Raw genomic sequence first — 26,968 nt, 5'->3', positions numbered from 1 at the left:
AGAAGACCTGAAACGGAATTAGTCTTCGAGATAGAACTGGATGTCCAGGGTGCGCAGATAGGAGTGCAAGCCAGCATCTTGAATGGGCATCACATAGGCATCCGCATTGGACTCGTTAACATGTTCATGCCAGTAGCCGGCTGGTGTTACGAACGCGGCACCCTTCACCCAGTCCACGCGGATAGCGTCTTTGATAGAGCCGTCTGCATTCAGTTCCGGTCCGATCAGGGTGTATACGCCGGAGTTCGCTTCTACCGCGAAATCAAGTGCAACGGATTGATGACGGTGCGGAAGCTGCCGCGTCCCGGGAGGCACAATGCCGAACATGGACCACAGAGTATGCGTGATGGTTAACGTCTGGTCGAAGTTCTTGTTTGCCAGCAGCACGCTCACGCGACTGCGCTTGCCTGCGTTTGGATCGTTCTTGGCCCTCTCCAACTCGGCCATGATCATGGCATGCGCGTACAGCGTTGGCTTGAAACGGCTTTTCGACTTCTCTACACCGAGATAGGCGAGCAGCGGCGAATCGTTAACCATGTAGAAGGCCGTGCCTGCATCAGCATGGTGTACCGCAGCCATGCCAGGCAACACGAAGATGTCGCCTTCGCTCCACTCGATGGAGCCCTCCTCTGTATCGGTATGGCCGTTGCCCTTGATAACGTAGAAGAACTCACTGGTGGCATCGGCTGAAGTGGTGATCGACTCGCCAGCCTCGATGCGAACAAAGCTCGCCAGAACACTCGGGCCTGTCGCAGAATAGTGGGTCTTCAACTCTTTGCTCAGATCGAGTGGAACCATACGTGTCGTGCCGGAAGCATAGAGTTCACTCGAGAACGTCCTGACTGGGATGCGTGGCGTCGCCCCGGAAGAGATCGGATCGGCTGCTTTACTGTACTCAAAGATCTCGGCATCCTGCGTGAGAGCAGTAGCTGGAATCACCTTTGCGGAAATTGCGGTATTCATGTGTTTCTCCTTTCACACGAGGTGCAGTCGTTGGTCGCTTCGGCCAACGTCAGATACAGTGTGGCTTTGGCCGAATGATCCTGTATCTTTGGTTCTTCCGGGACTTTTGGATTCTTTAGACTGAGATCATCCGGCGAGTTAGGAGCCGACCGAACGCGTGACACAGCCATCGCAGGAACGAATGATTCTGGTGGGAGCGAATGAACCGTTGCCCGAAGATCACTTCTGGTTTGATGGAGAAGGCTTTAGCGTTTACGCGGCGAAACAGCCGCGCAGTACGTGGCAGGAGCATGTGCACGACTGCGTGCAGGTAACCGTGGGGCTTGAGCCAGCGCATATGCATGCGGAGTGGCGTGCAACGGGAAAGCTTCGCCAAAGCAAGGAATTTATTGGGAACGCAGTCAGTGTGATCCCTGCGCGCATTTCGCACAAGACACTCTGGCAGCGGCGAGCGGCGTTGATTCACATCTACATCCGTGAAGAGTTTCTGCTGCGTCTTGCCTCTGATGTCTTGCAGCGGGATTCTCTGGAACTTCAGACCACTTATCTGGTCCGAGACCTGTTGATCGAGGAACTTGCTCGTTCGCTTTATCTGGAATCAGAGGGTGGACATCTGAATGCTGCGGTGGCGAGCGCAGCGGTCATGACTCTCTGCGTACGCCTACTCCGCGCCTACTCCGTACGGAAGGGAGAGGCGCCTTATGCGACCGGAGGCTTAGGGCCCACCCGCGAACGACGCGTCCGAGAATATATCGAAGCTGATCTGGAACGCGATCTTTCGATTCAATCGCTTGCGGGCGTCGTTGGGTTGAGCCCGCAACACTTCGCGGTCCTATTTCGCGAGTCTACCGGATTTACGCCGCATCAATACGTCAACCATCGCCGCATCGCCTGCGCTCAGGAGCTTCTGAAGAAGGCCGATGTGCCGCTCATCGAGATATCAATGCAATGTGGCTTCTCCAGCCAGAGCCAGTTCATTACGACCTTTCGCAAGCTGGTTGGTATGACGCCGGGGCGCTTCCGCTCATCACTCACTGCTTCTCCATCGTAGTTAGTACTTCGAGGTCGCCTTCTGTGGATAGCGTGACAACTACACCTGAAAAATCCAAAATTACCCGCTATTCGAGAAAGCTAAGCAGTCTCTGCTCGCCCAAACTGTTAATGAAAGACAGGTGAGGGTGCTCATGCAATCAAATGGAAAACAAGAGACAGCGAAGGCGATCGTATCGCGCAGGTTCTTTCTGGCTGGCTCAGCAGCGCTGAGTGCGGTTTCACTGACAGGAAATATGGAGGGACAGATGACACAGGCGAAGACAGATCTTTGGGGACGCATTCTCAATGGAAGAGTAGCCGTCGTAACTGGAGCGGCTCGCGGGATCGGGCGCGCAGTAGCCGTTGCCCTGGCGCATAGTGGAGCGAATGTGGTTGGAATCGACATCTGTGCCGTTGTCGATCCGCGTTCGGGAGTGGAACCTGCCAGCCGCGCTGAGCTCGATCAAACTGGTGAAATGGTCAAGAGCGAAGGTGGCCAGTGGAGAAGCTTTGTGCTGGACCAGCGCGATCTTCCCGCATTGCGGATAGCCGCAGAGAAGATCAACGCTGAGTTTGGCCACATTGACATCTTGTTTGCCAACGCTGGTATCCAGGCGTTCCGTCCATTGCTGGAGATGGAAGATGCTGATTGGCACATCCAGATCGACGTCAATCTGACGGGCACCGCCAACGCTCTCCGTGCCTTTGCGCCGTATATGGTGCAGCAGAACCACGGCCGGATCATCATGACGACATCAACTCAGGGACGACACGGCACATTGAACGGTTCGGCCTATTCGGCGTCGAAGTGGGGGATCATCGGCTTGATGAAGTCTGCGGCGATGGAACTGGGCCGGCATGGCGTCACTGTGAACTGTCTTGTTCCAGGACTCATCGATACACCGCTCACACGCCACGAAGAACGATATGCGCAAGCGTTGCAGGTCGCGGGACGCACGCCAACCGGTGACAAAGCCGTCGACGAAGAAGCGGCCCGGAAGGCGCTGCAGAGCAAATCTATTCTGGGTGTGCCATGGATCGATCCGGCAGAGATGGCGCCGGTCGTCGTGTTTCTCGCGTCTGACGCGGCGCGAATGGTCTCAGGCGCAACTTACGATGTAACGGGGGGTGATAGCGCCAACAACGTCTAGCGGCAGGGAGTTGCCCTTGGCGCTGTTTGCGGTAGAGTTGCATCGATTCATCGTGATGACTCCGATCGCCGGGAAGAAGTGACACAATGGGTCCATTGGTTTTAGCAAAGAGACCTTACCTTGTGAAGAGCGCATCTTCCCCGAGGAGGTGTTCAGGAGGTTGTTCATGAGTCGTTTGTCAGTTGGTTGTGCGATCCTCGCGGCGCTTCTCATTGTTGGGACTGGACAGGCTCAATCGCCCAGCGGAGCTGAGTCGCAGTTGCCGCACCTGCAGAGGCAGGACGGGCACTACGCTCTGGTGGTAGACGGTAAGCCCTACCTGATGCTTGGCGCACAGATCAATAATTCGAGCTCCTGGGCGTCGACCTTGCCGGATGTCTGGCCTGCGTTGGAGGACCTGCACGTCAATACGGTCGAGGCACCCGTTTATTGGGAGCAGATGGAGGCGCACGAGGGAACGTTTGATTTCTCAAACGTCGATCTTCTCGTCCATGGCGCTCGTCAACATCATCTGCATCTCGTCCTGCTTTGGTTTGGCACCTGGAAGAACGGGCAGATGCACTATGTGCCGGAGTGGATCAAGACGAATCCCGCTAAGTATCCGCGAGAGCTGAACGCCTACGGCAAGGTGCTGGATGTGATGTCTCCTCATTCGACAGCGACTCTCGAAGCTGACGGGCATGCCTTTGCCGCGCTGATGCATCATCTTCGTGAAATCGATGGCAGCGAGCACACTGTCATCATGATTCAGGTTGAGAACGAGTCGGGATCGGTGGGTTCGGTGCGGGACTTCTCCGCGGCGGCGAACAAGGAGTTCGCCGGAAGTGTGCCCCAGGTTCTGCACGCCGGGTCTGGAACCTGGTCCCAGGTGTACGGCGCCGATGCCGATGAACGTTTCGCGGCCTATGCGACTGCCCACTACATCAATCAGGTCGCAGCGGCCGGCAAAGCGGAGTATGCGTTACCGATGTACTGCAATGTCTGGATTACCTATCCCGTGCATGCGCTCGAGAACCGCGACCACCCAAGCGCCGGCCAGGAGTACCCGAGCGGGGGGCCGCAGCAGGAAAACATCGATATCTGGAAGGCTGCTGCTCCCTCGATCGATCTGCTCGGTCCGGATTTCTACTCAGACGATCGTGCCCTGTTCCACCGTGTCGTCGCAAGTTATGCCAGGCCGGACAATGCACTCTTCATTCCGGAAACACACCTGGGCCGCGATTTTGGTCCGAACTTCTTCTACGCGCTGGGTCATGGAGCTATCGGATTTTCGCCGTTCGGAGTCGACTATACGAATTGGACGATCAGTGACCGAAAGATTCCCGCTTTTCTCGCAGAGAACTTCGCCCTGCTCGGCCCAATCGAAGAGCAGATCGCGAAGCTGAACCTCGAAGGCAAGGTGCAGACGGCTGTCGAGCAAAAGGGGGAGCCGGTGGCGCGCATCCACTTTGCCGGAGTCGATGCCGTGGTCTCTTATGGGTTTCCGCAGCGCGATGGTGAAGTGCCACCAGGCACGCCGGATGCGAGCGGACGCGTCATCGTAGCGCAGCTTGGGCCGCTCGACTTCCTCGTCACCGGATTCGATGCAAGCGTTACCTTCGTTGCGACGACCGCGGCGGGTGCAGCTCCGCGCAACGAGCAACTCGAGATCCTGAGTGCGGAGCAGGGCCAATATGTGGGCGGCGCGTGGCAGAGCTCACGCAATTGGAATGGAGATCAGACGGATCGTGGGCTAAGGTTCAAGAGCGATAACAAGGACGTCGTGCGTATCCGGCTTCACACACTTCCTTTGTATGATCGTCCTTCGCGGGATGCTGTTCACTAGAGCATGCGCCGCCCAACCAGGATCAGAGATCCCTATCCGAGCCAGTAGGCCTCGGTAGCCGTTCTCCAAAGAAGCCAATCCTGCTCGCTATTCGATAGCTGGGAGATGGCTTCGCGTACTGTCTCCAGCCACCGCCCGTAGGTAGAAGCGAGAGTGACGAGAGGCCAGTCTGAACCGAACATCAAACGCTGCGGGCCGAAGGCCTCGAGGACGACGTCGATATAGGGAGCGATCTCCTGTCGCGTCCAGCTCTTCCAGTTCGCTTCCGTGACCATGCCGGAGAGCTTGCAATATACGTTTTGCCGCTGCGCGAGTTCGATGATGTTTTCTCGCCATGGGCTGATCGTGCCGTCGTGGATACATGGCTTTGCGACGTGGTCGAGGATGAAGATCTGATTCGGATGCCGGTCTACGAGAGCGGCCGTCTGGGTGAGATGCTTCTCGAAGATGAGCAGATCGTAGGTCAGACCGAACGGCTCAAGCGCCGCAATGCCGCGATTGAAGTCGGCCCGAGCTACATAGTTATCATCGGGTTCGTCGTGAATGGGATGGCGGATGCCTTTGAGCTTCGGTAAGGAAGCGATTGTTTCGAGTGCGGATTCAATCGAGGCATCCGTGAGGTCTGTCCAGCCGACGACCCCACGGATGAGTTCATGTCTCTCTGCGATCGAAGTTAGCCAGAGTGTTTCGTTTGCCGTGCGGGTTACCTCGATCACAACTGTTCCTGTGATCCCGGAGGTGGAGGCTACCTCTTCTAAATCCTGGGCGAAAAAATCGCGTCGTAAGCCGCTCATCTCCTCCGTCATCCAGGGTTCACCAGGGGCGTTGTATCGCCAGAGGTGATGATGAGCGTCAATATATTGCGGTCTTTTCGTCAGCGCATCCATTCCTTACCTCAAGGTCTCAGTGGTTGACGTTGACCTTCAGGTCTGTGGAAGAACCGGGCTCCTGCGGTGTGCGGTACACACCACCCACCACTTCTGCGGGGTGGACGAAGTGCTTGCGAAGGTGCGGGATGTGTTCGAGGAAGGCCGCTTCGTGGCCGAGAGCGATGTGATTGAACAGAACCAGGTGTTGGTGGATCTGTCCCATGTCGCCGACGTGAGGAACCACGGGGACGTCGAAGAGCTTCGCAAGAAAACTCACGGTGAGAAACTCGCTCACTCCCGCCACGCGCGTGCAATCCACCTGCAGGAAGGACAGAGCCTTCGCCTTGAGAAAGTTCTTGCACAAGACACGATTGGAGATATGCTCTCCGGCAGCAATCTTCACAGGAGCTATTGCGTTCGCGATCTCGACGTGGGAGAGGATGTCATCGGGATGAGTCGGCTCTTCAATCCACAGAGGCTTGAACTTTGATAGCTCGTGGCACATACGGAGAGCGTCGGGCAGATTCCAGTGTTGGTTGGCGTCGAACATGACCGTGCTCTTTTCGCCGACCAGCTTCCGTAACATGGCCGCCCGCCGCAGGTCTCTGCTCTCTTCAGGAGACCCCACCTTAAGCTTGAAGGCGGAGAAGCCCTGATCTAGCGCGGATTTGGTGAGCTCTGTCACTTTATCGTCGCTGTAGTCCATCCAGCCGACGGAGGTGTCATATCCGGGATAGCCGTTTTCGAGAATGCGCTGCCTCTCAGGGCGAGAGTCAAGCTTCTCGCGAAGCATCGCGATGGCACGTTTCTCGTCGACAAGGTCTTCCACGTAGGTGAGGTCGAGAACGCGAACGAGCTCTTCCGGGCTGAGATCGAGAAGGAGCTTCCAAAGAGGAACGCCGCGGCTCTTCGCCCAGAGGTCGAAACACGCATTGGTGATCGATGCCAGGGCCAGATGGACGACCCCCTTGTGCGGTCCGAGCCAGCGAAGCGCTGCATGGTCCGCGATGCTTCGCGAGATGCGCCCGAAGTCGGCCATGACAGCCTCGATCGATTTCCCTTGCAGCGGTTCGGCAAGCATGGTGATGGCCTTGCAAACCAGGTCATTCCCATTGCCAAGTGTCAGGACAAAACCGGATCCGGTGGGGCCACCGTCGGTGGAGAGCAGAGTGACCGCGAGGCAATACTCTGATGTCGCATGGATAGAATCGGTGCCGGCTCCTGCAGGTAAAGGGAACCGAGCGTCATAGGTGGAAATCGAACGGATAATAGGGTCTGCCATTATTCCTCTTCAGGGTTATCGTTTGTAGCCAATTTCTGCGCCACCGCCGACTGGCAAAATGCAGCCTGTGATGGATCGCGCTCGATTCCGCTAGTTCCTCGCGTAACGAGAATGACTTTGTTGCTGAGGCTATTTGTCATGGGGAAGCCAATTCATTCGTGCCGTTGAGGCAAAACGAGTCATGGACCTTTTCACGTAGTGCTCGGTTAACTCCGCTTCGCCTTCGCGGATGAGATCGACGATGCGCTGATGGGCTTCAACGTCCTGGCCCCATGCAGACGTCCCCTGTCCACTGACACTGACTCTCATGCGAACAAAGGCGAAGAAGGGCCGGAGAAGCTTCTGTGCATAGCCTAAGAGGTGGCCGTTGCCTGATAAGCGGCAGAGCTCCAGGTGGAAACGAAGGTCACAATCGGTGAGTGCCTTGCTGTCGTGAGCCTGAGAAGCAATCCTCATCGCTTCAACGATGTTCTGGAGATCGGAGACGTCTGCACCGCTTGAGGCGGCAAGATACCCAGCCATGCCTTCCAGGGCGGCCCGCACCTGGTAAAGCTGGAACACATCTTCTTCGCTCAGGTTGACGACCCTTGCGCTACGACCGGACTCCTTCGTGACGAAACCGTCCCGTTCGAGGATGTTGATCGCCTCCCGGATCGAGGCCTGAGCGACACCGTACTTGTGCGCCCAGATTCGTTCCGAGATGTTCTCTCCAGGGGAAAGAACTCCTCCGACAATCTCCGAGAGAAGACGTTCTGCCATCTCGTGCTTTCGGAGATCCTTCGACTTGTTTTCGTGTAAGTGAGCGCTCATATGGGTCAAACGGGATGCTAATGGGTCGGCGTGTAGCTCGTCAACAGCAAAAATATCAAGCGCTCGCTATATCTGGCTGACCGTTGCTTTCAGCCTTGAAAGTCTGTTTTAAAGGAAATTGATAGCTCCTATGCAGGCCGTAGTTCGCGAGTGAGCGCTCGTGTGAGGCGTTAATGTAAGCGATGTTTATTATATTTCCTTTGTTTTCATATATTTAATAATTTTTATTGACGAAGCGTAGAGGATCGGCCTATTGTGTCCTCCGAGTGAGCGCTCACTATGCAGTTGGAGTGCTCAGGAGGCAGCATGATCATCCGTGGGGAATTTCTTGGAAGGCATGAGGGAGGCCGGTCGCTCCCAAGCGAACATAGAAGCCAATTCAATGCCATGTCTACACTCGTCCAACAACAAAACGACGCCCATTCAGGCCGGCGATGGCCGGTTGCAGGGGGCCGATCGTTACTACTCCTTCTAGTGGCACTTCTTGTCCCGATGTTTGCCTTTGGGCAAGTCGATCAAGGGGCTATTACCGGAGTGGTGTCTGATATCACGGGTGCTGTTATTCCGGGGGCAAACGTCACACTGAGCTCACCGGATACAGGCCTGACACTCCAGACGAGGTCGAATCAGAGCGGAAACTATACGTTCTCACCCCTGAAGATCGGCAACTACTCGGTCACCGTTTCGGTCAAAGGCTTTCAAACGCTGGCTCGCCAGAATCTTCATGTCGACGCAGAACAACGCCTTGAAGCGGATCTGCGACTCACACCGGGTGAGGTATCTCAAACCATAACGGTGACGACAGACGCGCCCTTGCTGCAGACGGAAACCAGCGCGGTCGGCCAGACCATCGATACAAAGACGATCAACAACACGCCCCTGAACGGACGCAACTGGGTTTATATCGCTCAACTCACGGCAGGAGCTGTTTCCGCCTCCGCCAATATGGGTGGAACTCGCGCCAGCGGCACCGGCGATTTCGAGGCGAATGGACAACGGGCCGAGCAGAACAATTTCATCCTTGACGGTGTCGACAACAATTCGAATCTGGTCGACTTCCTGAACGGCTCCAGCTTCGTGGTGCGCCCGCCTCCAGATGCCCTCTCGGAGTTTAGTCTTCAGACGAGCAACTTCAGCGCCGAGTTCGGTCATTCGGCTGGAGCTGTCATGAGCGCCAGCATCAAGTCGGGCACAAATCATATCCATGGCGATGTCTGGGAGTACATACGCAACACTGATCTTGATGCCACTCCCTGGAATGCGCTGACAACTCCTCCGTATCACGAGAACCAATTCGGTGCGACGTTGGGCTTTCCCATCTGGCGCAACAAGCTCTTTTACTTCGGAGACCTCGAAGCGAATCGGATCTCGATCAGTAGCGCGAATATCACGACCGTTCCTACAGCCCTGATGCGGCAAGGCAACTTTACGGAGCTGCTGAATACGAACTTAACGGACTCCCAACCCGTCACTCTTTATCAACCGAACTCCGCTAATCCCGGCCAACCCCTTACATGCAATGGCAAGGCGAACGTGTTCTGCGCGAACCAGCTCAATCCCATTGCTCAGAACATTCTCAGTCTTTATCCCAGTCCGAACACCAATAACGGTAAGACCTACAACAACTACAACGTCAACCTTGCCAGCGAAGACAATACCTTCCAATGGGACCAGCGCCTGGATTGGAATATCAGTTCGAAGGATCAAGCCTATGCACGGTACAGCTATGAGCATGAGCAGAAATTGAATGGTCTTCCCCTGGGCCCTGTTCTTGACGGTAGTGGATATGGTGGATTGAGCGATCCCAATCTCTTCATGAACTTTATGTTGAGTGAGACCCACGTCTTCAATACGCGCCTGACGAACGAGTTCCGCTTTGGCTACAACTGGGGGCGCTCCAAATTTATTCAGGACCATGCGTTTGAGCCCACAGCCGCTACTGCACTTGGCCTGGGAGGTGTTCCTGCTCCCGGTCCAGGGCAATATGGTTTGCCCTACGGAGGCGTAGGCGGGATCAACTCCTGGGGATCGGAAGGGACGAATAACGAAGGGCAGAACGTCTACCAGATTCTCGATAACGTCACCTGGAACCTGGGCAATCACTCCATAAGAGCAGGCGTATCGTTCCAGGCAGTGAGATTCTCCTACCAATTCGCTCCGGCCTCACTCGGACTGTATTACTACAATGGAACGTTCACCGGTCTTCCAGGTGTTAGTTTCACCGGCTCTGCTGTCGCGGACTTCCTGGCCGACCAAATGAGCAGCTCCAACCTGGCAAATGCGCCTAACGTCAACGATGCGCAGTGGTATCGCGCCGGTTACGTCCAGGACGACTGGAAGCTGTCTCACCGTCTCACGTTGAACCTTGGCCTTCGGTACGACTACTACCAACCTTACAAAGAGAATGCCGGGCAGCAGGGGAACTTTGTGGTTACGGGGCCGCTCGGACTTGGAACCGGTTCGGCTGTGTACGAACTTCCAACGCGGGCTCGGAACGTCAACCTCGGAGCTCCATTCCTGAGTATCCTGGCTAAGGACAACGTCACCGTTCAGTATGTCGATAATGAGCGACTGGTCACGGGGCAGAAGACAAACTTCGCTCCACGCGTAGGTTTTGCCTTTCAGGCTGCGAAGAACACAGTGGTTCGCTCCGGATTTGGCATCTTCTATGGTGGCTTGATGTCTGAAGGCAATACCAACCTCGGTGCGAACTTTCCGTTTTCGAATGAGGCTTCGTTTAATCCGACTAGTTGCTTAATCAGCAACTGCCCATCGGTCTTTGCGCAGGGCATCTCTCTCGAAGAGGGCGTTCAACACGTAATCACGGACAATGGTGGTCTGCAGAATTACGTGTCGTATCCGGGGTTCCACGCCGAGGATCCGAACATCAAAACGCCCTACACCATGAACTACAGCCTTTCGGTGCAGCAGGCTCTTACCCCAAATCTTGCCTGGACGATCAGCTATGTTGGGAATGAGTCGCGTCATCTTTCTGTAGCTGGATCGCCCAATACGGTTCCTGGGCTATTCCGGCCGGGAACCGACACGCGGCCTTTCAGTCCATTTCCAGATCTGGGCGGTATCGGTCAAATCCACTACGGGGGAATCAGCAACTACAACTCGCTGCAAACGAAGTTGGAGAAACGATACTCCCACGGTCTTTCGTTCCTGGCGACGTATACCTGGTCTCATGCGCTGGATGACTCCAGCGATGCGGCGGGTAACTTCGGCGCGGTCGGCGATCGCAATCTGGCGCTGATTCCATATCGTGATGAGTACACAAACTCTGTCTATGACGTACGTCATCGATTCACGATCAACGGTAACTACGAGCTGCCTATCGGCAAGGGTAAGAGGTTCCTGAGCAATTCCAGGTTGGCGGACGAGACCGTCGGTGGATGGTCGGCCTCCATGACCTGGGTCGCGCAAACTGGAACTCCTTTTGGGGTGTCTCCCAATATCAGCACAGCCGGTCCGGCGCGAGCCTACATCTTCGGCAACCCCTATGCGGGCGGAGGTGCGCCAAACGCAACCAATCCAAACATCACCTGCCCGGCCCAAGTTCACACGAAGGCAAACTGGTTCAATCCGTGTGCTATGGCGAACCCATACCGGGTGAGTCTATTTCAGATGCGACCCACCCGGTTGGCTCAGTCAACCCCGACGGCGTCCCGGTCGTGTTTCAAGGACCAGTACGCGATGAGCCGACAGCAATCGCATTGCTCGGAGGCGAGCAGGACATTCTTTACGGCCCAGGTTATTACCGCGTGAACATGTCACTGTTCAAGTCGTTTCCTATCTGGCGCGAACAATACCTGCAGTTCCGCGCGGATGGCTTCAACGTCCTGAATCACCCTACACTTGGCGCGCCGAATGGCTCACTCAATAACAATGGCGGCCAAATTACCGGACCGCAGTTCTTCCAGAACAATACCCCGGACTCACGCTTCTTCCAGTTATCGCTGAAATATGCGTTCTGACCGATTCACCTGTTGAAGCGAAGACTCCTGCTCGCCAGAGGCAGGAGTCTTTCCTTCTTCGCTCCTCTCATCAACACGGCAAGCGTTCTGTTTAGGCTCTAATATCCAAGAGAGAATGGGCCGCACTTCGGCCCCAGGTTTCAATGAAAACGACACGGCGCACATTCCTGCAAACGTCCGCGATGGCCTCTCTGATGCAGATCACATCTACCTCCAGGGCTTCTCCATCGCCTGGCCGTCTCTCCATGACCGACGGCAGAGCGCTCGATGGATTCGAGATTGCAGGTCACCATCCACTCGTTCGCACGAAGCCCGGCCCGACCTACTTTGAGGGGATGTTGCTTGGCAATGGTGATGTGGGTGTGTGCGCGGTAGTACGGCCCGATGCGCTCGGATTGCACATTTCAAAGAGTGATTGTTGGGACATCAGGGTGACGGAAGGAAGCGAAAAAGAGGTTCGTCCCTTTTCTGAAATTCTGGAGATGTGGAAGCGTGCAAGTGCTGAACTTAGCCGCTATGGCAATCATGACGGAGAGTCGGTAGAGGATGCAGGCTTCTTCCGCGAGTATGTGGGAAGGGTAGGGGAGTCCTACTCGAAACCCTGGCCTCGACCATGGCCTTGTGGCACGGTCTGGCTGAAGTGGGACTCGCGCTGGGTCGCGCCTGTGACCTATAGCCTGAACCCCGCGAATGGTGTCTTCACACTCGAACTGAAGATCACGCCTCTGAACGACCGCCAGCGCACTGCGACACTCACGGCCTTTGTCGATTGGGACTTCGGGCGAATCAGTGTTAAGTCGGATCCGATTCCGGAATTATCCGTGACCTACTCTCCTGCGATCGATGGATCCCAGGCTGGGCCGTTTGATTCAGGTCATGTGGAGATACATCCGGATCAGTTGCCGCGGCCCGTTCTTAAGCACCAGGTGACGGCGGACGCGAGCGACTTCAGGTGCTTTCAGGAATTTCCCGCGATCGGCCCTTCCAAGGAGAATCCCAATCCGCCTCGCTCGGACAAAGATCGGAACTTCTCTCTTCATGGCCGGATAGAGGGAGTCTGGACGGTAAGCCAGATTCAGGCAAGCGATAGCCTGATGTTCTCTTCGAAATCAAACAGTGCTATTCGCCTCGAAGTTGCCGTCACCACGCCCCGAGACCTGCTCCTTCGCCGGCTAGAAAGTCAGCACGATGGCGACGATGAGCCTGCCAACTGGATTACTATCCCCCAAACCCATTCTTATAGTGCCGAAGATCTCAATACCGCTGTTTATGCGGAGCAGGTTGTGGTTGCCGCCTCGAAGCTCTCGTTCGAAACTCTGAGGCAGACGTCCGAGCGCCACTGGCGTGAACTTTGGTCGGCCTCCGCAGTCCGCTTTCAGGATGAAGCGCTCGAGCGTGTCTGGTATCACAACCAATACTTCCTCACCTGTTGCCTTCGGAAGTCCAGAACAGCACCGGGCCTGTTCGCGAACTGGTCGTCAGGATCGATTGGAGGTGCGTGGCATAGTGATTATCACCTCGATTACAACTGCCAGCAGGTGTATTGGGGAGTCTTCTCCAGTAACCGAATCGACATGCATCAGCCTTTTCTAGAGCTGGTGGAGAATTTATTGCCGATGTCTCAGAAGTTCGCCCAGGATAGTTTCAATCTACCTGGTGCGTTCTTTCCGCTTTCTGCTTACCCTGTTCCAAGCCAGATTGTGCCCTATCCGGTTCCACCCTGGGGTTATCAGATCTGCATGACACCCTGGGCGGTGCAAAGCCTCTGGTGGCAGTTTCTTTATACGCAGGACCAGAGATATCTGCAGCGGGTGTACCCAATCCTGCGTGCCGCTGCACGTTTTCTTGCCGCGTATCTCACAAAAGAGGAGGACGGAAAATATCACGTCTTTCCATCGATCTCGTCTGAGAACTGGGGATGCACGGTCAACTTCAAACTGAACAAAGATTGCATTCTGGATCTGGCTCTCACTCGATTCCTCATGAATGCGATGGTCAACGCCTCGACCATTCTCGGTCAGGATCATGAGGAGTGCCAACGCTGGAAAGAGATCGGCGACAACCTGGCGCCCTATCCGAAGTCGTCAGGGCCGTATGGAGAGGTGTGGCTCGATATTCTTAACGCTCCTCCAGAGCATGTCTACAACGTGCCCATCACGCTGGCTCCCGTCTTTCCTGGCGAGCAGGTTGGGCTGGATAGCGGCAAGGAGTTTCTGGAGATCGCAACTCGTACGGCGCAGACGATACGACTCGAAGGTGGCAATGACCTTGTCTCGCAGCCTCTCATCCGGGCGCGGCTTGGGATGCTCGATCTCGATTGGTTCAAAGGGCAGATCGAATATTGCATGCTCCCGGATGGAGTCTCCAATGACCGGGTTCGGCAGTCGGGCGGGCGCTACAGTCTCTCAACCGATTTCGACTTCATGATGAGAATGGGTCTATGGTGCGAAAACTTTGCTGTCCCTGTCGTCCTCAACGAATGCATGTTGCAGAGTTATACAGGAGCCATAAGGCTTTTTCCGAATGTTCTGAATCTCGGTGCCGCACGATTCGAGAAGCTGCGTGCGGTAGGAGCGTTCCTTGTCAGTGCGACCTTCGATGGCGACACGGTGACACAATTCGAGGTTCTCAGCGAAAAAGGAGTGTTGCTGCGATTTGTCTCTCCATGGCAACAGAGATCAGTCCAGGTCCTGCGATCCCGAGACCAAAAGCACATGGATGTAGGACGCGACGGAAGCCTATGCAGCGTGCCGACCGATGCCGGAGAACACTACTCGATCCGTGTCGCCTAGTTAGGGCGGCAGCGGCTTCCCCTTGTGGGCGCAAGGCCGTTCATTGCAGAATAGCGTGACATGGCAGTGCGAGAGTTTCGCCACTGACACGACATAAAGGATGTTCTATGTCTCTTCTTCAGCTCCACCCGCGTGACAGCGTTGCGATAGTCACTGAGACCATCGTCGCAGGCTCCTCCGTCGATGGTTTAAAAGCCTTAGACGATATTCCAGGTGGCCACAAGATCGCCACGCACGACATCGCTTCAGGAGAGCCGATCCTTAAGTATGGAAGGATCATAGGCGTTGCCACGCAGAAGATCGCAGCGGGCGAACACGTTCACAGCCACAATCTTTCAATCGGGAGCAGCGAAGACCGCGCTCCTGCAAAGCGGGTGGAACAGAGCCCGTCTCCTGGGGCACTCTCAAAGAGTGCGCCAATCGTCGAGCAAAAGGAAACCTTCTTCGGCTATGCTCGGCCAAACGGCTCGGTCGGCACGCGGAATTACCTGGGCATTCTTACGAGTGTCAACTGTTCCGCCACGGTCGCCAAACGGATTGCAGCGCATTTCACAGCGGAAAGATTGGCTGCCTTTCCCAACGTGGACGGCGTCGTCGCGCTAACGCACTCTGGCGGCTGTGGGATGAGTGATAGTGGTGAAGGCGCAGAGATGCTACGCCGAACAATCAGCGGCTACGCGAATCATCCCAATTTTGCGGCTACCTTGCTATTGGGGCTAGGCTGCGAAGCCAACCAGATCAGCCGTATTGTGCCGTTGACCACCGGTAATATCACCGCTACGACGATACAAGACGAAGGCGGTACAAAGGCTGCCATCGCACGCGGCATATCCGAGATCGAACGTCTCTTACCCGAGGCGAACGAAGCGCAACGAACGTTGCAACTCGTGAGCAAGCTCGTTGTGGGCCTCCAATGCGGTGGTTCGGATGGCTGGTCGGGCATAACCGCCAATCCTGCACTGGGGCTGGCGATGGATCATCTGATAGCGAATGGTGGAACCGCGATCCTATCTGAGACGCCAGAGATCTTTGGTGCTGAACACCTTCTCACTTCACGAGCCGAAGCTTCCGTTGCCGCTCAGCTCATGGAGCGAATTGCGTGGTGGCAGCAGTACGCTGAACGGCACAACAATTCTTTGGACAATAACCCTTCGCCGGGTAACAAACTCGGGGGAATTACAACCATTCTCGAAAAGAGCCTTGGAGCTGTGGCCAAGGGTGGGAGTTCGCCGCTGCGCGCGGTAATGCGCTATGCAGACTCTCTTCCATGCAGAGGTTTAATCTTCATGGATTCACCTGGTTACGATCCTGTTTCAGCGACAGGCCAGATCGCCTCTGGGGCGAATATGGTCTGTTTTACCACCGGCAGGGGGTCCGTGTTTGGAGCCAAGCCTGTGCCAAGCCTCAAGCTCTCTACAACCACGCAGCTCTATCAACGCATGCGTGACGATATCGACATAAACTGCGGCACGATCCTCGATGGCGCGGAGTCCCTGAGCGAGGTCGCATCGCATATATATTCTGCAATTCTCGATACGGCATCGGGAAAGCTAACGAAGAGCGAAGAGCTGGGCTTTGGCGAAGAGGAGTTTCAACCGTGGATGCTCAACTCGGTTCTATGAGAGCGGCAGTTATGCGTTTCCCAAAACCGTCGATTGCGATTCGACAGAGCAGCAAGATGATCGACCTGAAAATAAGTCGGATGATCGCGTAAGGAGAGTTATTTGTGAAATACAGTCCTTTAGGAAAGATAGGATTAAACGTTTCTACGATTGGGTTTGGTACGGTCGCTTTTGGCGATGGGTATGGAACGGTGTCTGTCGAAGACTGTAAACGGGCCTTGATGCACGCGATCGATTCCGGAATCAATCTGGTCGATACCTCGCCGTATTATGGCAGGACCCTCTCCGAGGAGCGACTCGGTACTGCGCTGGAGGGACGCCGGCATGAAGTTGTGTTGGGGACGAAATGTGGCCGATACGGATTTGACGAGTTTGATTTCTCTGAGGCGGCCGTGGTCCGTGGATTTGAAGCCTCTCTTCGCCGGCTGCGTACCGACTATGTAGACATTCTCCAAGTTCATGACGTGGAGTTCGGATCGATCGATCAGGTAATTCATGAAACCATACCTGCGCTCCAGCGACTTAAAGCGGAGGGCAAAGTCCGCTTCATTGGTGTCACGGGTTATTGGCCGCACATGCTCGCGCGCATCGCTGAATCTGCTTCCATTGATGTCGTCCTGAATTACTGTCATTGGAATCTGATGATGGACGACATGGACGTTGCGCTAACGCCAGTTGCAGAACGTCAGCAACTCGGATTGATGAACGGTTCTCCGCTGCACATGGGTTTGCTGGGCGGCAACCCCGGGCCGGACTGGCATCCAGCTCCCTCCAAGATCAAGGCTGTTGCGGCGCGCTTGGGCAGCCTATGCAGGGAATATGGAACTGATCCAGCGATCGTGGCTCTCCATGCCTGTTTTCAGCATCCATCCGTCGCAAGTACCTTCGTGGGGCCGCGGAATATTGAGGAAGTCGACGATGCGCTGGAGGCACTGAAGTTTCGGCCATCGGCCGAACTGATGGAAAAGCTGAACGAACTCATCGCGCCGATATTCAATACTTCGTGGCGTTCCGGGCTTCCAGAGAATCAGCCACCTCTCGGAGAGGCTCGCTGATCGCAATCTCCAGAGTGTCAGGGTGCTTCCTCAGCGAGATCGGCTCATGGGTGCTAAATGAGAGCGATCCATCTTTTGAGACCGAGAGTGCGATCGTGCGGTGTGAGTGTGGTTCGGCTGCGAGGAGCGTGTCGTTATCCAGAAATCTTAGATCTTGCCGATATGTCGGTTGGTCATGCGAAGGGATGTTGTTGAACGATAGCCGTTTCATGCAGGCTGTGACATGACCGACTGTACCGTCCTTGTGAATAGGTAGAAGATTTATGGTTCCGTAGGCAGCAGCTACGGCGAGGTTCGTTCCGTCTGGAGATATGGCAAGCTGGCTGGGTTTTATCGTGAAAAGTGCGAGTGGTTGACGTTGCACGCAAGTGAGCGTTCCTGACCTGCTGTTAATGGAGAAGACTTGAACTGAGCCCGAGGGGCGATGCTCAAAATTGCCTACTGCATTGGCAACATACAGCGTTCTTTGATCAGGTGCCAGCAGGATCGAAGCAGGAGAGGAAGATGATGCGACCTGGACGATGCTCCAGTCGTTTTGGGTGTTTGAGCGAAAAACATGGATGGCGTTCTCTGCGGTGGCAACATATCTAAACCTGGTTGATCGCGCGGAACAAGATGCCGAGCCTTGGAGAACTCCAAGACTTTGTGCCGCAGACAAGGTCGCAAGAAATTGGACAAAGGTTCTTCGTGTCATGACAGATGCCTTTCTCACTCTGCTCTCGTCTTGAATCGACGAGGATACTGCGTTTCGTCACCTAGACATCGGCACGGACGGACATCGTGTGGTGAAAGACATTATGGGGGTCATAGTCCTTCTTAACCCGCTGCAGCAATGGATAGAGATCGCCAGTGCCGTAGTAAAGCTGTGGCCAATAAGAGTGCTCGATCATATCGACGTCGGGATAGTTCATGTAGCAGCCATCGTAGTGATCATTGGGGAAGGGGGTTCCGATATGTTTTGGGTCGGCAACTGAAGTTGAGTAGGCTGCCATGAATGTGTCCCGGATGCCCGCCAGCCTGAAGCTGTCCTCTTTCTCATCCTGCCAGTAAGTTTGATATTGCAGCTTCATTACCGAGGTGCGCTGTGGAATCGCAGTATCACGAGCGCGCGCTGGATTGTTTGTGGCCCCGCCGTACGAATCGACCGCGACTACGAGACCACGCGATCTGTCGTCGGAGAGCATTCGATAGAGTGCTAGTGCCTCTTCCTCAGTAAAAGCCTTCTTCATGTAGGCAGACTTGTATTTAGCACGCACGCCTCTGCTCATACTGTTTCCGCTTCCCTCGCTCGCCGCAGAGATCCAGGAACTCCTGACCATGGGATGTTCCCCATAGCAGACAGAAGGCATATTGAAGTGATGATCCATCTCCTGGCCCAGTAACCGATGGGCTGCATAGCCGAGAGGGGCATCGGCAATCGGTTTACAAGTTTCAAAACGGTCGAGGAAATCCGCAAGAACGGAGACATCCTTTACAGTCCCATCGGGATTGGTGAAGACCGTACTTATGCCGAAACGACCTGATGAACGGCTGGTGATACCCATGTAGCCGAAGAGACCCCAGGTCTCTTTGTTCTGATCATTTTCTTCCCAATACTTTCCGTAGGTCGTGAGAATCTTCACAAACCTCTCGGGAGTCATTGTTTCCCAATCAAACGAAACTGCCGCCTGCATGATCTCAAATGGGGCAGGTGGGAGTTGGTTGAAGGTAAAGCCCGTGATGAGGCCAAAGTTAGAACCCTGTCCTCCGCGAAGTGCGCGAAACAACTCTGGATGATGATTGGAATCGACGTGGAGTGGAACTACTTTGCCAGCCGCATCGACTGTAAGGATGTCAACGGCCGAGAGCCAATCCACGGTAATGCCATAGAGGCGAGACAGGATTCCGTAGCCACCCCCACTGATACGGCCACCCGCGCTGACGGTAAAACAACTCCCGCCCGGCAGAACTACATTGGAACGTTTATATAGCTCCTGATAGATATTGCCCAGCATCGCGCCGGGTTGGATGCGATAAGGTGCCGAGCCGCTCCGGCCTGATGTCACTTGATTGAGCAAGCTGACGTCGAGGATCGCGCCATTGGGATTGTTTGCGATGAAATCTTCATAGCAGTGTCCCGAGGACCTTACAGTTGGCCGTAAGCCGGCATTGATCACCTGTTGAAGTGCGGTTGCGGCATCTTCAACACTCTCGCAGTATTCAACGCGACCAGCAGCCTCAGCAGCTACTGAGGGGAAACGTGCGTTGTGTCCACGATGAGCTACTGCGAATCGTGAATCCTGGCGGTCAACAATACTCGACATGGTGCTCCGGCGAAATCGTAAATGCTGAATGAGAGTCGGAACGACCTGTGAAGACGAAACAACTCATCCCAACGGATCACCGAATGCTCTGTGGAGTCATGGCTGCTACCTGGTTACTGACACTATGCGATTGCATGCGCAGTGCTGTCAACGGGCAAGTATGTAATGTGTAGGGCGTTTGACCTAAGGACTACTCATAATATTCCCCAATGCCATCCATTAGTTCAGGCTATAGGGCTTCAAGCTTGCTTGCGTCTTCGAAGAAATTGAGCAGTCGAACAGCCACTGCACATCGTGAGAACGAAGAGGGTTTAAACCAGTTTTGGCCTGTGTTCATAGGCTTTTCGCTCGAATTCCCGTTCAGGTAGGGCAATTAGCCTAGTCGCAGCACTGGCAACTGACCCATGACAGTTACATGGAACTGTAATCCAATGGCAACACTCTAGAAATGACGATTTGGCGTTGCACCGAGGGTGGTTCATGTTGGACATGAAGCGGTAGACGAATATCACAGCGAAGTACCCTGGCTTGCCAGGATCAACTTAGGAGCCCACCATGAAGAAGGCATTTTGTTGCTGTCTCGTATTGCTGTTGAGCCCCTTGTTCCTTTGGAGCCAGGTTGCGAATAATACTTCTCTCGTCGGAACTGTGCTGGACTCCAGCGGAAGCGCCATAGCTGGAACGAAGGTGGTTGCGGTCGAAGAAAATACCAAGGTCAGATCCGAGGCCATCACTAACAATGAAGGTTATTACGCAATTACCTTCATCCAACCCGGTGTCTATGACCTCACTGTTGAGCAGCCTGGATTCATGAAGGTAACAACAGTGGGTGTGCTTGTACAGGTTGATTTAGCCGTTCGTACCAACTTTGGCCTGACTGTGGGCGCTGCCAGCGATACGATAACGGTGACGGCAAGTACCCCGCCACTGGCGACAGATGACGCTAGCCTCGGTGAAACGTTTGAGACCAAGCAGGTTGAAGATCTCCCTGTCCAGGGCCACAATGCCCTTGAAGTCGCTGCATTGGCTTCCAATGTGACTGTCGGGTCGAAAACCAACTATTCCGGTAATCCTCCGGGGGTTGACTTTATTGGAGCAGGCCAGCGCGAGACGCAGAATGAGATAACGCTTGACGGCGTCTCGGTCATGAATAACCTGGGCAACGTAACGCCTGCCCGCCCTGGAACGGACATGGTTTCGGAAGTACAGATGCAAAGCGGTAACTACTCGGCCCAGTACGGTGCATACCTCGGCGTGCATGTGAACCTGTTGAGCAAGGCCGGGACGAATGACTTCCACGGTGTGGTCTATGACTACATAAAAAACACGGCGCTGGATGCACGGAACTTCACCGATGTGAAAGCCACGCCGACATCGGCTGCAACTCCCAAGGCGCCGTTGAACTATAACCAATGGGGCTTTACGCTCGGTGGTCCTGTTCTTATTCCAAAGCTATATAACGGAAGAAACAAGACTTTCTTTTTCGGCGCCTATGAGAAGTTGAATCAGAAGGCGCAGTCTACGGGCACGGCGACCGTGTTGACCGGTGCGATGGAGAACGGTGATTTCTCTGCCCTCGGGTCTTGGAACGGAACATCCTGCCAACTGCCGGCTGGCGCATCAGGGTTTACGCCAGTATGTATCAAAGATCCACAAACGGGCAATTATTACGTCAATAACATGATTCCCGCCAGCGAGTTGTCCACTGGTGCTGCGGCCATCGCAAAGAAGTATGAAGCCTATGTGCCGCTCCCCAATACGCCCAACAGTCCTTCAAATGGGACGGCTAATAATCTTGCGAGCGTCAACTATGGCAATAACCTCTTCATCGCACAAACACTAGAACGTGTGGATGAAAATATTGGTGAAAAGGTGAAGCTGTTCTTCCGCTTCCATTGGCAGGATCTCACCTATGCTAACGGTAATGAGGTTCCGGTGTCCGGCGGCTATGGGCCAGCAAACAGCCGCAACTACGCCATCGGATATACGCACATCATCACGCCTAACCTCGTCAACGATTTCCATATCGGGTTAAATCAATTCACGACGGATTCGTTGAACTACTGGTATGTCAACGGCTTAAAGACGGCGGGAACGGATCTGGGGATCCCCGGCTTCAACTATGACACTACACAAAATATGCCCGGTATTCCTAATGTTCAAGTGAGTTCCGCAACCGGAATGAATATTGGCAATAATGGCACAAACTGGTTCCAGGATGACCGTAACCTTGATGGGTACGATCAGGTTAGCTATACCCATGGGAAGCACAACCTCATTGCAGGCCTTGAGATCAGAAAGCTGGAAACCGGGCGTATTGCGACGAACGAAGCGCTTGGGCTCTTCACCTTCAATGGTACGGTGACCAACGACGCTCGTGCTGACTTTGTTCTCGGTCTTCCTGCAAGCGATCAAACACCGGTTACGAGTATCAAGGGCGCAGTAGGGGAGTATAGGGATGGCTTCTTCGTTTTAGACAATTGGCAAGCCAACTCGCAATTAACGTTGAATATTGGACTACGGTATGATCTGCCAACGGTGCCTTACAGCTTGAATGGCTACTCGCGTATTATGAATGCCGATCAGACAGCATTGCTGCCGGCTTCACCTGCCACAACTGCTGCTACATGGACGCCAGTTCCGGGCTTGAAGCTCGGTAGTCCGACGCACGATAACTGGGGTCCGCGGATTGGTTTTGCGTTCCGTGCCCTGCCCAAGACGGTTGTGCGCGGCGGCGTAGGAGCTTATTACAACGCCAACCAACTTAACAGCTTTACCTTGTTGACGAGCAATAACTATCCCTTCGGAGCGAACTTTCAGTATTTCGCAGCGTCGGGAACTGCTGCGAATCCGCTGTCGTTTACTAATCCCACACCGGGGCAAGCAACTGCTTCGCCAGTGACGGGCACCTGCAGTCCTACCTGTACCTACGGTAGCGCGGTCACCTATGATCCGGCTAATAAAACGCAGCGGAGCTATCAGTGGAATCTTTCGGTTGGGCAGGAACTATGGAAGGGCGCTGCGGCCGAGGCTCAATACATCGGTTCTCACTCGTTGGATCTGGACACAAGCTGGTATGACAATCTTCCAAACCAGCTAACCTCCAGCAATACATTTTCTCAGCCAACGAAGATCAATCTCAACTCGGCCCCAGGCTCCTGCGGCCAGGCAAACTGCCTGGTGCGTCCTAACCAGCTATTTGGTTCCATTCGAGATCTGAGGAACTTTGCCTGGGCGCACTATGACGGCCTCAACCTTGTTCTTCGACAGAGGGCGTATCACGGTCTTTCGGGGCAGGCGAGCTATACCTGGTCGCACACTCTCGATATCTCCTCTGATTCTAACGGCGGAGGTACCGTTACGCAGCCGTTCAATGTTGCTGCAGACTATGGCAATGCGAACTGGGATATTAGGCATCGGTTTGTCGGAGTGCTGACTTACGAGCTTCCTTCTCTCCGAGGTTCGAACGTCCTGCTTCGCGAAGGGGTTGGTGGATGGCAAATCAATACGATCATCAATCTGCAGACAGGCATGCCCTACAATGTGTCCATGGGGTATAACACCGCGGGCTTTGATCAGGGTACAACGCGTCCTAGCTGGCTTCACTCTCCGAGTTCCAATTGCAGTCTGAAGACAACCTATCTCGCGGGAAACACGAAGCCCTGCTTTGACGTATCGGCCTATGTTCTGCCAGTGGCTCCTACGACCCTGAAAGGAAACGGAACTGTGGCGAGCTACAACTATGCATTCGGTAACGTCGCTCGTAACTCGCTGTTTGGGCCGGGTTTCTCTTATGCGAATTTGTCGATCTTCAAGAACTTTCCTATCTGGAGTCGCGCCAAGTTCCAGTTCCGTGCTGAGGCTGCAAACGTCTTCAATCATCCCAGTGGATCAAATCCCAACTCAACATTAAACGCTGCTTCGCAAAGCGGGACTGGAATTAGTGCGGGAAATGCGGGGACGATCACAACCGTGCAGACGATTCCTGGCGAACTTACTGGCTCCAGGGTTATTCAACTGGCTGGAAAGATCATCTTCTAGTGTTTCTCGTGGTGCTAATCCTGCGGCTGTCGAGAGCGTCTTCTCGGCAGCCGCTCTCTCTCAATCTACGTAGGCCGACGCGATATATAGTTACTTGCGTTTGGATCTCAAGCTCTTCGAACAAGCAGAAGATAGTATTGAACTATATGAGCAGTTCCTTCAACGAAGGCCTGATTGCTTCCGAAGGCTTTCACCAACCCATAGTCTTTCCAGAAGGAGAATATGATGTCAGGTCCATCCCGTAGAGGTCTACTGAAGAACGCCGCCAAGGTAGCCGCCGTTGCCGCTGGAGGAGTCATCGCAATGGCCCCGGCCGAAGCGCAGACTACCGGCAAGCTTGAGAAGAAGTCCTATCCGGCAAACAAGAATGTGGATCCGGCAGCCGCTCCGCCACTATTTTCAGGGGCCGTTTCGTATGGCAACCTGTTATTTCTGGCCGGTGTAGGTGCACATTTCACCGGGACAATCGAGGAGCATACAAAGCACGTTCTCGATGAACTTGAGAAGAACCTGATTGGTGCGGGCTCGTCCATGGAAAAAGTGCTGAAGGTAAATGTCTACCTCAATGACATCAACGACTGGGCCAAGATGAACACCGTTTACGCGGGACGCTGGGGGAAGGTCCCACCTGTGCGTACGACTGTTGCCCCTGCCGGAGGCATTCCGGGTGGCTCTCTCGTTGAGATCGACCTGATCGCTTATATCTAGCCGCTTAGTAGTGCGAAGCATAGAGCTGTGCCTCTCAGGAGGCACAGCTTTTTAGCGGGCGTTCAGACCATCTACGAGCGAGTTGCGATAGGCGCGCGCTGCAGGAATCAAACCTAGAAGCGCTGCCAGGACGATCGTGCCTATCGCATAGATCTCAACCCGAAGCGAAAGGCCGACGAGGGCGATCGGGAGTCCTGTATGGCTTTCGATCATTCCGCGAAGCAGAAAGAGCATCGCGTAGACGGCTCCTATCCCCAGGGCAGTTCCAGCAGCGGCAATCAGCGTGGATTCAAGCAGAAAAAGAAGGAAGATCTGTCGTGCGTGGACGCCGACAGCCCGCAGGATTGCAATCTCTCGCCGCCGCTCATTCAACGCGGTGTAGAGTGCGATCAGCATAGCCAGAAGCCCTACGATGAGAACAGCAACCGAAACCAGCGAGAGTGCGGTGTCAGCGTAATCGAGTAGGCTCCAAAGCTGCTGCAATGTATAGGCTGGAATAATGGCAGTGAGTGGTTCCGGCTTGAATGTATTGATCTCGCGTTGCAGATAAAGTGTGCTGATGCGAGACTTGGTGCCGATAAGGAAACTTGTAACCTCATCGACCTTAAGTTTGGAGGGGTCGAGCTTGGGGACGGCCTCACCGATCGCGGGTGGTGTGCCGTCAGTCCAGCCGAAGTGCATGGCTTCGTCGCCGAGTAATGTGATGTAGAGAGCCTGGTCGACAGGAGTAGATGTAGACGCAAGAATGCCCACAATCGTAAAGGGGGTGTTTGCGTGATTAAGAACCGACTTCTCTTCTATGCCATGTGCCAGCGTGATCTGTTGCCCGAGATGAAGGTTGAGATGCCTCGCAACCTCTGAGCCTACGGCAACATCAAATAGCGCTTCTGGAGTACGGCCCTGCGCTATTTCAAGCGACTTCGTGCGGTGATATTGATAGTGCTTATAAAAGTTGTCGTCTGTGGCCACGACGCGATAGCCATGGAAGGAGTCTCCCATCGATATCGGGATTGTCCACGCCACGGCCGGGTGATGTGCGAAATGCTGGTAGGTGTCCCACGAGATACTGTTTGCAGCATTTCCAATATGAAAGACGCTGGAGAGAAGTAGAGGAAGATCTCCCCCACGAGCACCGGCGATGAGGTCGGTGTGGGACAAGGTACCAGAGAAGCCGGCCTGGGCTGCATCGCGCAGGCGATCGACACCGACGAGCAGCATGACTGACAGAGCGATGGAGAACACGGTAAGCGTCGTTGTGAGGGTGCGAGCGCGGAGCGACTTGAGAGCCAGCCTAAGCAAGATCATGTTTGCTCTCCGGACGATGTGTCGTCGCAATCTCTTCGAGCGATATCGCCTCATCGAAGTGGTTGGCGAGGGATCGATCATGCGAGACAAAAAGAAGTGTGGTCTTCGAGCTGTCCTGGCGAATAGTGTCGGTGATCACTTCATTCAGCAAATCGAGAAACGCTTCACGCCGGTCTGTGTCCAACGACGATGTGGGTTCGTCGGCGATGACCAGCTCCGGTGAACCGATAATGGCACGGGCGATAGCGACCCTCTGTTGTTGGCCTCTGGAGAGCTCGGTCACAGGGGCGTCAAGATGCGTATGGATATCAAGCCGTCCAGCCAGTCGTGCAACTTCGCTGTTCACCGTGGCGGCGCTGATGCGATTGCGCCGGATCGGATGAAGCTGGCAGGGCAGGGCGATATTTTCTGCGACGGTCAGATAAGGGATAAGGTTGAAGCCCTGAAAGATGTATCCGATGCGAGAGCCACGCAGCGTATCGCGACTGGAAGCCGAAAGCTTCTTCAAGTCCTGTCCAACGATGTGGACTGAGCCGCTTTGAGGTGTCAGCACCCCGGAAATAATGGACAGCAGTGTCGTCTTACCGCTTCCGGATGGGCCGTGCAGAAAAACGCGGCGCCCCGACGCGATTGTGAGTTCATCGATACCGAGAGTGAGTGAATCCGGTTTGTAAGAGAACCGGACGTCTCGGAGTTGGATGGCATGGTCGTAGGTCATAAACCCGCAGTGCTCCTCTTGGCGGCGTCGTTACTGGTCGTAAGGACGTACTGTGTCGCCGTCCATGCTGAAGGAGACATCTCCGTAGGGACTATCCACCGTAGCGACATGCAGGTGTCCAGTGACCATGATCGGTTCCGTGAATGACATCTTCGCTTTTTGATTATGCTGCAACTTTACGTAGACCATTTGATTCGGCGGCGGAGGCGGAACGTGAATGCATGCGCCTGCGAACGGTACAAGGAGGAACTCGGTCACTTGGTCGGCGTCGTCTTCTAATGGGACCATGAAGCCTGGGATGGAAACCAACTGATTATCGAGTGCTCGTGCTGGAGAACTCTGCTGCGTCGAGTTCAAGGTCTTCAGGGTCGACCACCCAACAGTGACCGGCACAGGTTGAGAGGCGAGCATGGAAGCAGAAAGCGCCATGGCAATCACGAAACGAGCTTTCTTCATGGCGCTCCTTTTATCGGCAACCTCAGACCGGCTATTGATGGCAGCTCCGAGAAATA

19 protein-coding genes are annotated in these 26,968 nt (G+C 54.7%); 10 read left to right on the top strand and 9 right to left on the bottom strand.

All coding sequences use genetic code 11. From position 1 onward, the window contains the following. Positions 1-18: 18 nt before the first annotated feature. On the bottom strand, positions 19-963 hold the full coding sequence (locus HDF15_RS00785) for a cupin (protein WP_184252376.1): 945 nt from the start codon (positions 961-963) through the stop codon (positions 19-21). A 157-nt stretch (positions 964-1,120) separates the two neighbouring features. On the opposite strand from HDF15_RS00785, the gene HDF15_RS26145 reads away from it, so the two are divergent. The 3 genes from HDF15_RS26145 (at position 1,121) to HDF15_RS00770 (ending at position 4,971) form a co-directional block, all read left to right on the top strand. Continuing rightward, on the top strand, positions 1,121-2,014 hold the full coding sequence (locus tag HDF15_RS26145) for an AraC family transcriptional regulator (protein WP_184252375.1): 894 nt from the start codon (positions 1,121-1,123) through the stop codon (positions 2,012-2,014). A gap of 133 nt (positions 2,015-2,147) precedes the next feature. After that, positions 2,148-3,146 (top strand): SDR family NAD(P)-dependent oxidoreductase, encoded by a 999-nt coding sequence (locus HDF15_RS00775; protein ID WP_221314218.1) that lies wholly within the window; start codon positions 2,148-2,150, stop codon positions 3,144-3,146. Between the two features lie 166 nt (positions 3,147-3,312). Continuing rightward, on the top strand, positions 3,313-4,971 hold the full coding sequence (locus tag HDF15_RS00770) for a DUF5597 domain-containing protein (RefSeq protein WP_184252374.1): 1,659 nt from the start codon (positions 3,313-3,315) through the stop codon (positions 4,969-4,971). A 32-nt stretch (positions 4,972-5,003) separates the two neighbouring features. Here the strand turns inward: HDF15_RS00770 and HDF15_RS00765 are convergent, their stop codons facing one another. The 3 genes from HDF15_RS00765 to HDF15_RS00755 all read right to left on the bottom strand — a co-directional run bounded on the left by HDF15_RS00765 (position 5,004) and on the right by HDF15_RS00755 (position 7,881). After that, a complete protein-coding gene (locus HDF15_RS00765) occupies positions 5,004-5,858 on the bottom strand; it encodes an amidohydrolase (RefSeq protein ID WP_184252373.1) in 855 nt (284 codons plus the stop codon). A gap of 16 nt (positions 5,859-5,874) precedes the next feature. Then, a complete protein-coding gene (locus HDF15_RS00760) occupies positions 5,875-7,122 on the bottom strand; it encodes an enolase C-terminal domain-like protein (protein WP_184252372.1) in 1,248 nt (415 codons plus the stop codon). A 129-nt stretch (positions 7,123-7,251) separates the two neighbouring features. Further along, the gene (locus HDF15_RS00755) at positions 7,252-7,881 is read right to left on the bottom strand and encodes a GntR family transcriptional regulator (protein ID WP_184252371.1); all 630 of its coding nucleotides are present in this window, start codon (positions 7,879-7,881) and stop codon (positions 7,252-7,254) included. Between the two features lie 588 nt (positions 7,882-8,469). Here HDF15_RS00755 and HDF15_RS00750 point away from each other — a divergent pair. The 5 genes from HDF15_RS00750 (at position 8,470) to HDF15_RS00735 (ending at position 17,381) form a co-directional block, all read left to right on the top strand. After that, complete coding sequence (locus HDF15_RS00750; protein WP_311733006.1) at positions 8,470-11,703, top strand: carboxypeptidase regulatory-like domain-containing protein; 3,234 nt, start codon at positions 8,470-8,472, stop codon at positions 11,701-11,703. 2 nt (positions 11,704-11,705) lie between these two features. Further along, the gene (locus HDF15_RS25640) at positions 11,706-11,912 is read left to right on the top strand and encodes a hypothetical protein (RefSeq protein ID WP_260330741.1); all 207 of its coding nucleotides are present in this window, start codon (positions 11,706-11,708) and stop codon (positions 11,910-11,912) included. Between the two features lie 143 nt (positions 11,913-12,055). Further along, complete coding sequence (locus tag HDF15_RS00745; protein WP_184252370.1) at positions 12,056-14,704, top strand: glycosyl hydrolase family 95 catalytic domain-containing protein; 2,649 nt, start codon at positions 12,056-12,058, stop codon at positions 14,702-14,704. A gap of 107 nt (positions 14,705-14,811) precedes the next feature. Then, positions 14,812-16,326: a UxaA family hydrolase gene (locus tag HDF15_RS00740; RefSeq protein WP_184252369.1), complete on the top strand. Its 1,515-nt coding sequence runs from the start codon at positions 14,812-14,814 to the stop codon at positions 16,324-16,326. 104 nt (positions 16,327-16,430) lie between these two features. Further along, entirely contained in the window at positions 16,431-17,381 is a 951-nt protein-coding gene (locus tag HDF15_RS00735; protein WP_184252368.1) for an aldo/keto reductase, read from the top strand. Here HDF15_RS00735 and HDF15_RS26330 read toward each other — a convergent pair. Beyond that, positions 17,320-18,075 carry a beta-propeller fold lactonase family protein gene (locus HDF15_RS26330; protein ID WP_184252367.1) on the bottom strand — a complete coding sequence of 252 codons (756 nt, stop codon included), beginning with the start codon at positions 18,073-18,075 and terminating at the stop codon, positions 17,320-17,322. The genes HDF15_RS00735 and HDF15_RS26330 overlap by 62 nt on opposite strands. Positions 18,076-18,136: 61 nt before the next feature. After that, positions 18,137-19,684, bottom strand: coding sequence for an FAD-binding protein (locus HDF15_RS00725; protein WP_184252366.1), 1,548 nt, complete (start codon positions 19,682-19,684; stop codon positions 18,137-18,139). A gap of 555 nt (positions 19,685-20,239) precedes the next feature. Here HDF15_RS00725 and HDF15_RS00720 point away from each other — a divergent pair. Together HDF15_RS00720 and HDF15_RS00715 are read left to right on the top strand one after the other, a co-directional pair. Beyond that, positions 20,240-23,725, top strand: coding sequence for a TonB-dependent receptor (locus tag HDF15_RS00720; RefSeq protein ID WP_184252365.1), 3,486 nt, complete (start codon positions 20,240-20,242; stop codon positions 23,723-23,725). Positions 23,726-23,947: 222 nt separating this feature from the next. Beyond that, complete coding sequence (locus HDF15_RS00715; protein ID WP_223295366.1) at positions 23,948-24,433, top strand: RidA family protein; 486 nt, start codon at positions 23,948-23,950, stop codon at positions 24,431-24,433. Positions 24,434-24,484: 51 nt separating this feature from the next. Here the strand turns inward: HDF15_RS00715 and HDF15_RS00710 are convergent, their stop codons facing one another. From HDF15_RS00710 to HDF15_RS00700, 3 genes are read right to left on the bottom strand one after another with little or no spacing between them, the layout of a single operon-like run. Then, the gene (locus HDF15_RS00710) at positions 24,485-25,738 is read right to left on the bottom strand and encodes an ABC transporter permease (protein WP_184252364.1); all 1,254 of its coding nucleotides are present in this window, start codon (positions 25,736-25,738) and stop codon (positions 24,485-24,487) included. Further along, positions 25,725-26,456: an ABC transporter ATP-binding protein gene (locus HDF15_RS00705; protein ID WP_184252363.1), complete on the bottom strand. Its 732-nt coding sequence runs from the start codon at positions 26,454-26,456 to the stop codon at positions 25,725-25,727. The genes HDF15_RS00710 and HDF15_RS00705 overlap by 14 nt, the downstream gene beginning before the upstream one ends. 30 nt (positions 26,457-26,486) lie before the next feature. After that, positions 26,487-26,912, bottom strand: coding sequence for a DUF3299 domain-containing protein (locus HDF15_RS00700; protein ID WP_184252362.1), 426 nt, complete (start codon positions 26,910-26,912; stop codon positions 26,487-26,489). Between the last annotated feature and the right edge of the window lie 56 nt (positions 26,913-26,968).

The sequence above is a fragment of the Granulicella mallensis genome, from assembly GCF_014203225.1.
In the GTDB taxonomy this organism is placed as follows: domain Bacteria; phylum Acidobacteriota; class Terriglobia; order Terriglobales; family Acidobacteriaceae; genus Granulicella; species Granulicella mallensis_A.
The sequence above is the reverse complement of the archived record's forward strand: the minus strand, read 5'-3'. Positions and strand labels throughout refer to the sequence as shown.

What these genes read in the sequence shown, in the direction of transcription:
- HDF15_RS00785 (WP_184252376.1), bottom strand. Translation starts at nt 963, where the DNA reads ATGAATACCGCAATTTCCGCAAAGGTGATTCCAGCTACTGCTCTCACG.
- HDF15_RS00775 (WP_221314218.1), top strand. Translation starts at nt 2,148, where the DNA reads ATGCAATCAAATGGAAAACAAGAGACAGCGAAGGCGATCGTATCGCGC.
- HDF15_RS00770 (WP_184252374.1), top strand. Translation starts at nt 3,313, where the DNA reads ATGAGTCGTTTGTCAGTTGGTTGTGCGATCCTCGCGGCGCTTCTCATT.
- HDF15_RS00765 (WP_184252373.1), bottom strand. Translation starts at nt 5,858, where the DNA reads ATGGATGCGCTGACGAAAAGACCGCAATATATTGACGCTCATCATCAC.
- HDF15_RS00760 (WP_184252372.1), bottom strand. Translation starts at nt 7,122, where the DNA reads ATGGCAGACCCTATTATCCGTTCGATTTCCACCTATGACGCTCGGTTC.
- HDF15_RS00755 (WP_184252371.1), bottom strand. Translation starts at nt 7,881, where the DNA reads ATGGCAGAACGTCTTCTCTCGGAGATTGTCGGAGGAGTTCTTTCCCCT.
- HDF15_RS25640 (WP_260330741.1), top strand. Translation starts at nt 11,706, where the DNA reads ATGTCACTGTTCAAGTCGTTTCCTATCTGGCGCGAACAATACCTGCAG.
- HDF15_RS00745 (WP_184252370.1), top strand. Translation starts at nt 12,056, where the DNA reads ATGAAAACGACACGGCGCACATTCCTGCAAACGTCCGCGATGGCCTCT.
- HDF15_RS00740 (WP_184252369.1), top strand. Translation starts at nt 14,812, where the DNA reads ATGTCTCTTCTTCAGCTCCACCCGCGTGACAGCGTTGCGATAGTCACT.
- HDF15_RS26330 (WP_184252367.1), bottom strand. Translation starts at nt 18,075, where the DNA reads ATGACACGAAGAACCTTTGTCCAATTTCTTGCGACCTTGTCTGCGGCA.
- HDF15_RS00725 (WP_184252366.1), bottom strand. Translation starts at nt 19,684, where the DNA reads ATGTCGAGTATTGTTGACCGCCAGGATTCACGATTCGCAGTAGCTCAT.
- HDF15_RS00720 (WP_184252365.1), top strand. Translation starts at nt 20,240, where the DNA reads ATGAAGAAGGCATTTTGTTGCTGTCTCGTATTGCTGTTGAGCCCCTTG.
- HDF15_RS00715 (WP_223295366.1), top strand. Translation starts at nt 23,948, where the DNA reads ATGATGTCAGGTCCATCCCGTAGAGGTCTACTGAAGAACGCCGCCAAG.
- HDF15_RS00710 (WP_184252364.1), bottom strand. Translation starts at nt 25,738, where the DNA reads ATGATCTTGCTTAGGCTGGCTCTCAAGTCGCTCCGCGCTCGCACCCTC.
- HDF15_RS00705 (WP_184252363.1), bottom strand. Translation starts at nt 26,456, where the DNA reads ATGACCTACGACCATGCCATCCAACTCCGAGACGTCCGGTTCTCTTAC.
- HDF15_RS00700 (WP_184252362.1), bottom strand. Translation starts at nt 26,912, where the DNA reads ATGAAGAAAGCTCGTTTCGTGATTGCCATGGCGCTTTCTGCTTCCATG.